The 12,103-nt window shown below is 71.2% G+C and carries 13 protein-coding genes and 1 pseudogene; 8 read left to right on the top strand and 6 right to left on the bottom strand.

Annotated features, from left to right (window positions below):
• Nucleotides 1–551: 551 nt before the first annotated feature.
• From QSK31_RS20720 to QSK31_RS20755, 8 genes and pseudogenes are all read left to right on the top strand, one after another.
• The gene (locus QSK31_RS20720; protein ID WP_285685894.1) at nt 552–1,382 is read left to right on the top strand and encodes a beta-keto acid cleavage family enzyme; all 831 of its coding nucleotides are present in this window, start codon (nt 552–554) and stop codon (nt 1,380–1,382) included.
• Nucleotides 1,379–2,290: an asparaginase gene (locus tag QSK31_RS20725; RefSeq protein ID WP_285685895.1), complete on the top strand. Its 912-nt coding sequence runs from the start codon at nt 1,379–1,381 to the stop codon at nt 2,288–2,290. Before QSK31_RS20720 ends, QSK31_RS20725 begins: the two co-directional genes overlap by 4 nt.
• A 69-nt stretch (nt 2,291–2,359) precedes the next feature.
• Nucleotides 2,360–2,735 (top strand): annotated as a pseudogene (locus QSK31_RS20730) (helix-turn-helix domain-containing protein); the annotation flags it as partial.
• 97 nt (nt 2,736–2,832) lie between these two features.
• On the top strand, nt 2,833–3,294 hold the full coding sequence (locus tag QSK31_RS20735) for a hypothetical protein (protein WP_285685897.1): 462 nt from the start codon (nt 2,833–2,835) through the stop codon (nt 3,292–3,294).
• 57 nt (nt 3,295–3,351) lie between these two features.
• Entirely contained in the window at nt 3,352–3,675 is a 324-nt protein-coding gene (locus QSK31_RS20740; protein WP_285685898.1) for a DUF2516 family protein, read from the top strand.
• On the top strand, nt 3,672–4,559 hold the full coding sequence (locus QSK31_RS20745; RefSeq protein ID WP_285685899.1) for an alpha/beta fold hydrolase: 888 nt from the start codon (nt 3,672–3,674) through the stop codon (nt 4,557–4,559). Before QSK31_RS20740 ends, QSK31_RS20745 begins: the two co-directional genes overlap by 4 nt.
• Before the next feature lie 39 nt (nt 4,560–4,598).
• Entirely contained in the window at nt 4,599–5,069 is a 471-nt protein-coding gene (locus QSK31_RS20750) for a hypothetical protein (protein WP_285685900.1), read from the top strand.
• Nucleotides 5,070–5,092: 23 nt separating this feature from the next.
• Nucleotides 5,093–5,872 (top strand): EI24 domain-containing protein, encoded by a 780-nt coding sequence (locus QSK31_RS20755; RefSeq protein WP_285685901.1) that lies wholly within the window; start codon nt 5,093–5,095, stop codon nt 5,870–5,872.
• 127 nt (nt 5,873–5,999) lie between these two features.
• Here the strand turns inward: QSK31_RS20755 and QSK31_RS20760 are convergent, their stop codons facing one another.
• The 6 genes from QSK31_RS20760 to QSK31_RS20780 all read right to left on the bottom strand — a co-directional run bounded on the left by QSK31_RS20760 (nt 6,000) and on the right by QSK31_RS20780 (nt 12,062).
• A complete protein-coding gene (locus tag QSK31_RS20760) occupies nt 6,000–8,810 on the bottom strand; it encodes an RICIN domain-containing protein (protein ID WP_285685902.1) in 2,811 nt (936 codons plus the stop codon).
• Between the two features lie 85 nt (nt 8,811–8,895).
• Nucleotides 8,896–9,750 (bottom strand): hypothetical protein, encoded by an 855-nt coding sequence (locus tag QSK31_RS20765; protein WP_285685903.1) that lies wholly within the window; start codon nt 9,748–9,750, stop codon nt 8,896–8,898.
• 66 nt (nt 9,751–9,816) lie between these two features.
• On the bottom strand, nt 9,817–10,140 hold the full coding sequence (locus QSK31_RS20770) for a DUF1416 domain-containing protein (RefSeq protein ID WP_285685904.1): 324 nt from the start codon (nt 10,138–10,140) through the stop codon (nt 9,817–9,819).
• 2 nt (nt 10,141–10,142) lie between these two features.
• Nucleotides 10,143–10,991, bottom strand: coding sequence for a sulfurtransferase (locus QSK31_RS20775; RefSeq protein ID WP_285685905.1), 849 nt, complete (start codon nt 10,989–10,991; stop codon nt 10,143–10,145).
• A 130-nt stretch (nt 10,992–11,121) separates the two neighbouring features.
• Nucleotides 11,122–11,199, bottom strand: a complete 78-nt coding sequence (locus QSK31_RS48840) for an Ms5788A family Cys-rich leader peptide (RefSeq protein ID WP_311772860.1) — start codon at nt 11,197–11,199, stop codon at nt 11,122–11,124.
• A 71-nt stretch (nt 11,200–11,270) separates the two neighbouring features.
• Nucleotides 11,271–12,062 (bottom strand): LmeA family phospholipid-binding protein, encoded by a 792-nt coding sequence (locus QSK31_RS20780; RefSeq protein ID WP_285685906.1) that lies wholly within the window; start codon nt 12,060–12,062, stop codon nt 11,271–11,273.
• Nucleotides 12,063–12,103 lie beyond the last annotated feature (41 nt).

The following is a 12,103-nucleotide window of genomic DNA, read 5'->3' on the forward strand; positions in this document are numbered from 1 at the left end:
CACCGCAAGCCTGGCCTACCACTCACGCCCCCTCCTACCACCCGGCCGCGCCCGGATGCCGCTCCGTCCCACCACCGCAAGCCTGGCCTACCACTCACGCCCCCTCCTACCACCCGGCCGCGCCCGGATGCCGCTCCGTCCCACCACCGCAAGCCTGGCCTACCACTCACGCCCCCTCCTACCACCCGGCCGCGCCCGGCCACGGCCGCGAGCGGCGGCAATAACGGTGAGCGGGCACCCGGGCGCCTGGCACGCCCGCATGGACCCACCGCCGCGCGATAGCGATGGGCCCACCGCCGCGCGATAGCGGCGGCAGCGACCGTGACCGCCGGCCGACCACCTGGCTGAGCTCCCCGACACCACCGGTGTAGCAACGGCCCCTTGAAACCGCCCTGGGGTGGATCGTCGAGCCGCGCGAGCAAACCTCCTGCCGGGGAAGGGAGTGGGGTCGGGAGGGGCGGGCTGTCGAGCAGCGCGAGCCTCCCTCCTGCGGAGAGGGAGCGGGGAGGGAGTGGCGGCTGCTTCGGTAAGCGGCGTGGCAGGATGCGGGCATGACCGGCACCCTGATCACCGTTGCGCCGACCGGCGCGGAGAGCAGCAAGGCAGCCGTACCCGCGCTGCCGGTGACGCTCGATGAGCTTGTCGCCACCGCTAAGGAGTGCGAGGCGCTCGGCGCGGCGATCATCCATGTGCACATCCGGGACGATGACGGGCGGCCGACGCTCGATCAGGGGCGGCTGCGGGCGACCGTGGCGGCGCTCCGGCAGTCCACCGATCTGATCGTGCAGCTCTCCTCGGGCGGCGCGGTGACCGACCCGGAGGACCAGCGGCTGGCCGTGCTGGACGCCGGGCCGGAGATGGCGTCCTGCACGATGGGCACGGTCAACTTCGGTGACGATGTGTTCCTCAACCGCTGGGCGTTCGTCGTCGACCTGCACACCCGCATGCAGGAGCGCGGCATCGTGCCGGAGTACGAGATCTTCGACCTGGGCCAGCTGACCACGTTGCAGCGGCTGCTGGGTAAGCACGGGCTGCCGGTCGGCGGGCATGTGCACGTCGACCTGGTGATGGGTGTGCCCGGCGGGATGCCGGGTACCGCGGAGGCCCTGGTCGCCTGCGCGTCCGCGATCCGTGATCTGCCGGAGGGGACGACGTTCAGTGCCACCGGCATCGGCCGGTCGACCATTCCGGTGATGCTGGCCTCGTTGTCCGCCGGCGGGCATCTGCGGGTCGGCATGGAGGACACCGTCACGTACGCGAAGGGCCGCCCGGTCGAGTCGAACATGCAGCTCGTGGCGCGGGCGGTCGGCTTCGCCCAGCTCGCCCAGCGGCCGCCGGTGACGCCCGCCGAGGCACGCCGGCTTCTCGGCATCCCGGCATGATCCTCGCCGAGGTGGTGCGCTCCGGCTTCGTGGAGAGCGTGCACCACGGTTCGGTCGTGGTCACGCCGGATGTCGCCGCGGCCGGTGACGTGACGGGGCCGATGTTCCCGCGCTCGTCGAACAAGCCCCTGCAGACGGTCGGCATGCTGCGCGCGGGGCTGACCGTCCCGGACGGCGCGGCGCTCGCGTTGATCAGCGGCAGCCACTGGGGCGAGCCGGTCCACGTGCGCATGGTCCAGGAGATCCTGCGGAGCGCCGGTCTGGAGCTCGGCGCGCTGCGCTGCCCGGCGTCGCTGCCGCTGGCCGAGCCCGACCGGAACGCCTGGCTGCGGTCCGGCGGCGGGCCCGAGCGGGTGCTGATGAACTGCTCCGGCAAGCACGCCGGGATGCTCGCCACCTGCGTGGCCAACGGCTGGCCGACCGACACGTACCTCGACCCGAAGCATCCGCTGCAGGTGGCGCTGGCCGAAACGGTGGCCGCCCTGGCCGGCGAGCCGATCGCGATGACCGGGGTCGACGGCTGCGGCGCGCCGCTCTTCGGCTTCTCCCTGACGGGGCTGGCCCGCTCGTTCAGCGCGCTGGTGGACGCCGCACCGGGCAGTCCCGAACGCCAGGTCGCCGACGAGATGCGGGCGCATCCGGAGCTGGTGGCCGGCACCGGCGCCGACGACACCGTGCTGATGCGGGCCGTTCCAGGCTTGCTCACCAAGGTCGGCGCCGAGGGTGTGGTGGCGGCCGCAATGCCGGGGGCCGGTGCGGTGGCCCTCAAGATCTCGGACGGCAGCTCGCGTGCGCGTACCCCGGTGCTCCTCTCGGGCCTGCGCCGACTCGGCGTGGACGCGCCGCACCTGACCGAGCTGATCCTGGGCGGCGGTGAACCGGTCGGCGAGGTGCGCAGCACCTGGTGACCTGATTCACGCTAGCTGGAGTTAGCGTTTTGCTTGCAGGAGCTAGCAGAGCGGGCTAACGTCGATCGCATGGCCGGAGACAACAAGGAACTACCGCAGGACATCGGGACGTTCATCCGTGACCTGCGGCAGACCGCCAAGATCTCGCTTCGGCAGCTCGCTGACAAGGCCGGGGTGAGCAACCCCTACCTCAGCCAGATCGAGCGGGGCCTGCGCAAGCCCAGCGCCGAGGTGCTGCAGCAGATCGCCAGCGCGCTGCGGGTGTCCACCCCGGCGATGTACCTGCGGGCCGGCCTTCTCGACAGCGACGGCCAGCCGGGCGTGCTGGCCGCGATCGCCGTCGACCCGGACCTCACGATCGCGCAGAAGCAGTCGCTCTCCCAGATCTACGAGACGTTCCGCAACGAGAACGCGCGAAACGAGCCGGCCGCCGCCACGGATTCCGAGCCCGATATCGAGACGACGCCTGACCTCGACGAGGAGGCGGCGATCCGGTCACGGCTCGCTCAAGAGACCACCAGCATCGCTACGGAGGAGAAGTAATGCCCGAGCAGACCAAGACCCGCCTTCCCGCCCCGCTGTACGCCGCCGCCGGCGCCGGTGACCTGGCGTACCAGCAGCTCCGCAAGCTCCCGGCCCTGGTCGACGAGCTCGGCGAGCGCGCCACCGCGTCGCTGCGGGCCGCCAACACCCAGGCCGCCGACCTCCGGGAGAAGGCCAACACCACCGACTTCGACAAGCTGCGGGACAACGCCGCGTCCAACGCGGTCGCCTTCGCGCAGGTCGCCTCCGAGCGGGCCATCGCGGCGTACACCGCGCTCGTCGCTCGCGGCGAGCGGGTCGTCGGCACCGGCGTCGTCAACGCCGCCGACGTGGTCAACGCCGACATCGAGACCACCGAGGAGCCGGCCGCCATCGAGGCCGCCCAGGCCGCCGAGGCGAAGCCCCGCAAGCGGGTCGCCGCCAAGAAGACCGCCCCGGCGAAGCCGTCCACCGACAAGTGATCCACCGCTTCGTGAGGCCCCAGCGGCTGCTGGGGCCTCCGGCATAGACTTGACGTCATGGCCACCCTTAGCGCGCCGATCTTCTTCATCACGGTGCAGAACGCCATCGCGCTCACTGTGCTCATCGCGTCGCTGATCGTGCAGGCAGTCGCCGTGATCCACTGCGTTACCCAGCGCGGCGACGGGTTCCAGGCCATCGGCACCCTGCCCAAGGGGGCGTGGCTGGCCATCCTCGTGGTCTGCTTCGTGCTGACCTTCCTCGGCGTCGGCGGCGGCGCCACCGGCATCTTCGGCCTGGTCGGCGTGGCGGCCGCCCTGATCTACCTGCTTGACGTCCGGCAGGGCCTGCGCGACCTGACGGATGGCAAAGGCTTCTGGTGAGGAGTTTCCGCTGGCCGCCGCCTCCGGACGGCGGGCCACGGACCTGGGGACCGGGACCGACCGGTCCGCGCACCGGACGGCCGACCCTCCCGACGCCGCCCACCGAGCTGATCGCCACGCCCAGCGGGCCGCGCCTCGAGCAGCTGGCCACCGGCGTCGGCACGCCCGTCACCGTGTTCGCGCACGGGCTCGCCGGGGACATCGCCGGCACCCGGCCGCTGGGCAGCGCGGTCACCGGCCGGCGGGTCTTCTTCCAGTTCCGCGGCCACGGGCGTTCCGACTCGCCCGCCGGGCCGTGGAGCTTCGCCGATCTGGCCGCCGACCTGCGCGCCGTCGCCGATCACGTGACGGCCACCCGGGCGCTCGGGGTCAGCATGGGCGCCGGTGCGCTCTGCCGGTTGCTGGCCGACACGCCGGACAGGTTCGAGCGGGTCGTGTTCTACCTGCCGGCGCCGCTCGACGGCGTACGCCCGCCGGCCGCGGTCGCCCGGCTGCGGCGGCTCCTCGCCGCGCTCGACACCGGGGAGGCGGCGCTGGTCGCCGAGGCGATCGACGCGGAGCTGCCGCCCGCGGTGCGCAACACCCCGTCCGGGTGGAGCCATCTGCGGCACCGGGTCGAGCAGTTGATGCGCGACGGGCTCTCGCCCGACCTGGAAACGCTGTGGGGTACGCCCGCCGTACCCGATCTCGGCGCCCTCGGCGCGGTCACCGCCCGCGCGCTGGTGCTCGGCTGCGCCGGTGACGACGTACACCCGGTCCGGGCCGCCGAACGCCTCGCCGCCGCCATTCCGGGCGCTGAGCTGCACGTCTACGACCGCCCGTCGGTCCTCTGGACCAACCGGTCCGACTTGCGCGGGCGCATCTCCACATTCCTTAACGCCTGAGCCCGTAACCTTTCCGGCCCGCCGACCGGTGTTCCAGACGTGCGGCTCTCCCCCAAATCGATCTTCGTCGGCCTGATAGCGCTCGGGCTGCCGTTCGCCGTGACCTTCGGCTGGACCCTCGGCAACCCCTTCACCACGGACAAGCCTCCCTCGGCCGCCACGCCCGGCGGGTCGGGCGCGATCGGCACGGCACCGGTCAAGGACACCACGTCGCCGCGGCCGGTGTGGCTGCCCGGCCGCTACGCGGCCGGCACTCCCGCACGCGCGGCGACGGCTGCCCCGTCCGCTCCCCCCGTGGCGCCGGAGATCGCGTCGCCGTCGTCGCCCGCCGCGGCCAGTCCCGGCGGCCCGCTGGTCACGCTGACCACGCTGCCGCCGCTCACCGACCCGCCGGTCCCGACGCCGACGATGGTCACCAGCGAGCCCCCGCCGCCGACGGCCACCCCGTCCTCCGACCCGCCGTCGTCGTCCGGCGGCGGCATCGGCGCCGGGCTGCTCCGGCGCCACTAGTCGGCTCGCCCTACCCTGTCGGGATGGGCGCTGCGGTTCGCGAATTCGTCACCGGTGCCGGCCTGCTCGGCCGGGGCCTCGGCCAGGTGCTTCGCCGGCCAGGATTGTTCGGCCTGGGCGTTCTGCCCGCGCTGATCTCCGGTCTGCTGTACGCCGCGGCGCTGGTAACGCTGATCGTCTTCATCGACGACCTGGCCACCGCGGTCACCTGGTTCGCCGACGACTGGTCGGCCGGCCTACGTGACGGGCTGCGAGTGTTCGCCGGGCTGGCCCTGGTCGGCGTGGCCGGGCTGCTCACGGTCCTCACCTTCACGGCGGTGACGCTGATGATCGGCGACCCGTTCTACGAGAAGATCTCCGAGCTCGTCGAGGACCGCTTCGGCGGCGTGCCCGACGCGGTCGAGACCGTCTGGTGGCGTTCGCTGGGCCGCAGCCTGGTCGACAGCCTGCGGCTGATCGGGCTGACCATCCTGCTCGGCGTCCCGCTCTTCCTGCTCGGGCTCATCCCGGTGGTCGGCCAGATCCTCGGCATCGTCCTCGGTGGCGCGGTCGGCGGCTGGCTCTTGGCGGTCGAACTGACCGGCGTCCCCTTCCAGCGCCGCGGCCGCCGCCTCCGCGACCGTCGCGCGGTCCTGCGCACGCGCCGGCCCGTCGCCCTCGGCTTCGGCGTGGCGGTGTTCCTCTGCTTCCTCATCCCGCTGGGTGCGGTGCTGCTGATGCCGGCGGCGGTGGCCGGTGGCGCGCTGCTCTCCCGCTCGGTGCTGGGCCTGCCCGCCCGCGACGAGATCAGGGCGGCCGCCTAGAGACCCGGTGGTTGCGCTCTTGAGAGCGCAACCGCTTACGCACGTGGAGCGCAGCGACCCTCGGCGGGAGCGGCGGTCAGCACCACCCACCCGGCTACGACATCAAGCTCTTGATCCTGATCTCTTGTCAGGCGCCTGGGACGAGACGCCAGCGTTGGTTGGCGAGGCCGAGATCCCCCCACTGGGTGGCGACGGCGCCGTCCGCGGTGGACTGGCCGGAGATCTCGAGCAGCTTGCCGCTGTGGCGGGCGACGATCGCGAACGTCGACAAGCCGGTCCAGGCGAGACGCCACTGCTGGTTGGCCGCGCTCGCGTAGTCGCGCTGGACGATGCGGGCGCCGTCCGTGGTGGCGCCGCCGGTCACCTCGACGACCTTGGCGCTGTGGTCGCTGACTATGCGGAAGTAGCCGCTGCCCGCGTCCTCGAAGTGCCAGACGTGGTCGGCGGTGCCGGTGGGCGGCCACTGGGTGAGTTGCGCGCCGTTGGCTGTCGACATGTCCTGGATGGCCAGCACCTTGCCGGAATGGGTGGCCTGCATCTTGACGCGGCCGTCGGGGATCAGCCGCCAGTTGTGGTCGATCGTGCCGTTGTCGGCGAACTGCACCACGTTCGCGGAGTCGGCGGTGGACATGCCGGCGACCGCGAGCACCTTGCCGGAGTTCCTGTTGCGGATGCGGGCGTAGCCGGTGCCGTTGTCGACGATCTGCCACAGATGGTCGGCGGTGCCGTTGTCGGTGAACTGCACGATCTGCGCGCTGTCCGCGGTCGACATGCCCGAGACGCCGAGCACCTTGCCGGAGTTGGCATTACGGATGCGGAACCAGCCGTCGCCGTTGTCGACCGGCACCCACAGGTGGTCGGCGGTGCCGCTGTCGGCGAACTGCACCACGCGCGCCGAGTCCGCCGTGGACATCTGGTCGACGCCGAGCACCTTGCCGGAGTTCTGGTTCTGGATGCGGAACGCCACGCCGGGCTCGGTCCAGGGGCGGCCGTCGCCGATCCGCGGGAACGACGTGATCCGCAGCCGGGCCGCGCCCATCGGGATCAGCGTCACGGTTTCCAGCGGCTCGGCCGACGGCGTGGGGCTGTCCTGCAGCGGCGTGACGATCTCGTCGGCGTCGGCCTTCCACGCGGGAATCTTGCGCGCGCCGGTGGTGATCCGGACCGGCGCGTTCGCCGGCGTGAACGGGTCGGCCGCGTTGCCCAGCCCGGTGGTCACCGCGAAGCCGTTCAGCGCCAGCCCGTAGTTCCACGGGGAACCGGGCCGCACCTCGCGCGTCGGCCACGTGGCGGTGCCGCCGGTCTGCACCCAGTTCTCGCTGATCGCCAGCGAGAACGTCAGCGCCCCGAAATCGACCGAGACCGCGCCGTGGTTGCCCGTCCAGGTGCGCGTCCGCGCCTGCATCGGCAGGCGGAGAACGACACGGTCACCGGTGGTCCAGGTCCGTTCGATGCGAACGTACGCCGGACCGGCGACGCCAGGCGCAGCGGCCCCGTTCACAGTGACGATGGGAGCGGCACACCACCCCGGCACCCTCAGCAGCAGTGGGAACGCGAGGGACTTGGGCGTGCTGACGGTGTACGTGATGGTGTCCGAGAACGGATAGGTCGTGTCCGCCGTGATCGTCACCGAGGTCCCGTCCGCGACCTTCGCGGTGACCCGTGACGGCCCGTGCAGGGTCGCCGCCAGCCCGCCGTCCGGCGTGGCCGCCCACATCTCCTCCACGTAGTACGGCCAGCCCATCCCGTAGTTGTGCGGGCAGCACCGGTAGTTGTCGATGCCGAGCATGTACGCCTGCATCGCGAACGAGTTCTGGAACTGCCCCTGGCTGCCCGGCCGGTCCCGCAGCGCGATGCTGTTCGCGCCGGTGACGTAGTGGATGCCGCGCTGTTGCGGGTCCAGTGACGCGGGCAGCGAGTTGAACGCGAGGTCCTCGGTGCGGTCGCCCCACAGCGCGTCGCCGGTGATCCGGGCGAGGATCTCGTGGCTGGCCATGAACTCGACGATGCCGCAGGTCTCGAAGCCCTGGCGCGGGTCGCCGAAGCCGGGGCGCACCTTCTCGTCTCCGGCGAATCCGCCGCCGGGGAACTGCCCGTACTGCGCCATGATCTGGTTGTAGTCGTTGTAGCTGGCCTGCCGGTGCGCCGTGTCGCCGGACAGGACCGAGTAGACGGCCGGTTCCCGGAAGCCCTGCGCCAGGTTGACGTTGTGGTCGGTCGGCAGGTTGTTCACGTAGTTCTGCGAGTACTGGTGGATCTTGCGCGCCAGGTCGAGCAGGAACGCGTCGCCGGTGCGGTTGTAGGTCCAGAAGACGACCTCGAGCGTGTCGGCCCAGCGGAAGCTGCCCCAGTCGTACTGGAAGACGCTGGTCGGGCGCGAGTTGACGTACTGGAAGAACCGGGTGAGGAACGGCACGACGCGGGTGTCGCCGGTGTACTCGGCGTGCGAGCGGATGGCGTGCAGCATCGGCATGTGCGGCCAGAAATCCGGGCCGTTGTTCAAACTCGTGCGAAGTCGTGCTGGTCCGAAGAAGCCGTCCGAGGCCTGGGTGGCGAGCACCCCGTCGATCCAGCGCTGGGTCTCGCTCAGCACGCGGCTGTCGCCGGTGGTGTAGCCCAGGCTGCCGAAGCCCTTCAGCCAGTACGGCAGCTCCTCCCAGCCGGCCAGGCTCGGCGTGATCCAGCCGGTGTTGGTGTACTGGAGGAAGTGCGAGACCTCGGTCATCCTGCCGTTCAGCCCGGTCAGCTGGTAGTTCAGCTGGGTGGCGAGCCAGCCGGTCGCCCGGGTCGAGCCGGGTGTCAGGCGGATCAGCGCGTCCGGCCGCAGCGGGGCCCGGTTGACTACGTATCCGGGCGCGGCGGCGGCCGCGGGCGAGGCGATCAGCGAGGCGACGGGTACGGCCGCGGCGGCACCGGCCAGGAGAGTTCGACGACGCACGGCTGCCTCCAGGGGCGTTCACCGTTGATAGAAAATGTTCGATTAAGCGCGTAACCGGAGGGTAACGCAGCCCATCGATATTTGTCTATCGACTGCAGGGCTCGGTGACGCTGACCCGCAGCGCCGACTCCCGCTTGGTGACCGCCACCGCACGCCCGCCGGCCAGGAACGCCCATCCGCCCGGCTCGGCGCGCACCACCGAGGCGCCGCCCACCACCGGCTGCAACGCGGCGCCCAGATCCCGCGGCGGCGGCACACCGTCCACCGTGTACGTCCGCCCCGACCCGCCGCCGGGACAGGCCACCGTGCTCAGACCGACGGAACCGGCCGCCTGCTGCCCGAGAGCCCGCACCACCGCCGTCAGCTGCGCGGGCGGCTCCGCCACCGCGGGAACGGGCGGCGTCAGGTCACCCTCCGGACGGCAACCCGTGGATATCTCGATCAGCAGCACCTGGCTGGCCGCGTCGGCACGGGCGTCGATCGCCACGTAGCCACCGGCATCCGCCTCCAGGCCCACCCGGCGGCCGCTCGTGCTCGCGTCGGCCCGCGCGTGGAAGCCGGCCGGCAGCGCGGCGGCGATCGCCTTCAGCACCGGCAGGGCGCCGTCGCCGCGGACGTACACGGTCACCACCCGGGTCGCCTCGACACCCGACCTCACCGGTGTCACGCGGCAGCCCGGGCGTACCCGGACGTCGTCGATCTCGGCCGCGCGGTCCCGCCCGGCCGCCGCCGCCTCGAACACCGCGCCGCTCGCCCGTTCCAGCACCGGCATCGCCTCGGCGATGTCGCGCTGCTCGGGAACCGTCGGCGGGTCGTTGCGCACGGACCACAGGCCCAGCCCGGCCACCAGCACGATCCAGAGCACCACGACCACACTCAGCCAGCGCCGCCGTAGCCAGGGCCGTCGGACGCGCGGCTCCTGGGCGGTCGGCGTGGTCACGGCGACCATCGTGACACGCAGAAGGCCGGACCCCGGTGACGGGGCCCGGCCTTCTGCGACAGAGCGTCAGGCGGCGAGCTTCAGGCCGACCTCGTTGACACCGCGGGCGGCGTCGACGACGAGATCCCCGTTGCCGTGGCGGGAGAGCGCCCGCAACGTCCAGGACCCCGGCGCCGCGAAGAACCGGAAGACTCCCTGCGGCGAGGTCACCACCTCGGCCGTGAACTCACCGGAGGAGTCCAGCAGGCGGACGTACGCGCCGCCCACCGCCTCGCCCTCGGCGTTGTTCACGATGCCGGTGATCACCGTCTCCTTCTCCAGGTCGACGCCGGCCGGAATCGGCGCGGACTGGTCCGGAGCGGCGCAACCGGAAATGTCGGGTGCGGTCATGATCAGGCCTTTCCGGGCTCGTCGCCGAGCACCACGGGCACGCCGATCAGCGAGCCGTACTCGGTCCACGAACCGTCGTAGTTCTTCACGTTCTCCTTGCCGAGCAGTTCCTTGAGCACGAACCAGGTGTGCGAGGAGCGCTCGCCGATGCGGCAGTACGCGATGGTGTCCTTGCCGTCGTCCAGTCCCGCCTCGCCGTAGATCTTGGCGAGTTCGTCGTCGGACTTGAAGGTGCCGTCCTCGTTGGCGGACTTGCTCCACGGGACGTTGACCGCGGTCGGGATGTGCCCGCCGCGCTGCGCCTGCTCCTGCGGCAGGTGTGCCGGGGCGAGCAGCCGGCCGGCGAACTCGTCGGGGCTGCGGACGTCGACCAGGTTCTTCGTCCCGATCGCGTCGACGACCTCGTCGCGGAACGCCCGGATGGACACATCCGGTGCGGAGGCGGTGTAGCTGGTCTTCGCCCGCTGCGGCACGTCGGTGGTGTACGTGCGGGCGTCGAGCTCCCACTTTTTGCGGCCGCCGTCGAGCAGCACGACGTCGCCGTGGCCGTAGAGCTTGAAGTACCAGTACGCGTACGCCGCGAACCAGTTGTTGTTGCCGCCGTAGAGCACGATCTTGTCGTCGTTGCTGATGCCCCGCTCGGACAGCAGCGCGGAGAACTGCTCCTGGTTGACGAAGTCCCGGCGGACCTGGTCCTGCAGGTCCTTCTTCCAGTCCAGCTTGATGGCGCCCGGGATGTGCCCGCCGTCGTAGGCCGTGGTGTCCTCGTCGACCTCGACGAAGACGACACCCGGAGTGTCCAGGTTCTTCTCGGCCCAGTCGGCAGATACGAGCGCAGAGTCGCGGCTCATGGAGATTTCTCCCTATGTCGGATGAGAGGGAGGGTCCGCACACGCACGGACCCTGAGGGTCGGATCAGCGTGAAATGCGAACGGCGCCACTGCCGGGCGAAAGATAAAGAGCGCAGCCGGAATGACCCCGTCAGATGACAGGGCGACACAGGCAGGCGGCCACGCGGCACAGGTCGACCGCGCGCCGTTTGGTGAGCAACAGGCTCATGTGGCCGACCCTACCAGCGGTTCCAGCCACCGGAACACAGCCGACCACGATCCGGGACGACCGTCACACGCTCAGCCACCGGCGCCGTTCAGCGGGACCTCTTTGGCGGTCGCGGTGACCGCGAGGCCGCCGGCAGTCGGCTGCACCTTCTCCACATTCAGCTGCAACGGGAGCGCCGGGACCTTGACGTCGATGGCGAGCTGCTTGGCGTAGTTGTTCAGCGCGTTCTGGACCAGCGGGACATCCGGCAGACCCTCGGCGGTGACCTGGTCGAAACGGACCCGGATCACGTTGCCCTCGGCCACTTCGAGATTGGCGGTGCCGTTGACGGTGACCTGCTGGTTGAGGATCTTCACCGGCGCGGTGACGGCCAGCTTCCCGTCCTTCTCGGCCAGCTTCACGCCGTCCTCGCCGCTCAGCTCGGCCAGCGTGGCGTAATCGACGGTGCCGGTGCCGGTGATGGTGCCGGCCACGATGTCGCCCTGGCGGGTGCGCAGCGTCTCGAGCGGCGCGCGGACGTCCAGCGCCCGGACGTCGAGAAGCGGCATCCGGATCGTCTCGCCGTTGCCCGCCGGACCGGAGAAGTCCCGCAGCCGGATCTGGATCTCCTGGTACTCGCCCTTGAGCACCTGGGTCAGGAACGGAACGCCCTCGATGGACACGTCCGGCTCGGCCGACGTCGCCTTCTGCTCGGTGATCTGCGCCTTGACCCGGTCGCCGATCATCTGTTCGGCGAACGAGGCGCCCAGCCGGTCGGCCACCACCGCGATCAGGCCCAGAAGGACCAGCAGCACGATGAAGGTGATCAGCAGACGCCGTCCCCAGCGCTTGCGTGGGCGTGCTTGCCCGTACACCTCGGCCACCGGTTCTCCTCTACGAGTCGCGAACGTGGAGGACCGTATAT

This window comes from Actinoplanes sp. NBRC 103695 (assembly GCF_030269485.1).
In the GTDB taxonomy this organism is placed as follows: domain Bacteria; phylum Actinomycetota; class Actinomycetes; order Mycobacteriales; family Micromonosporaceae; genus Actinoplanes.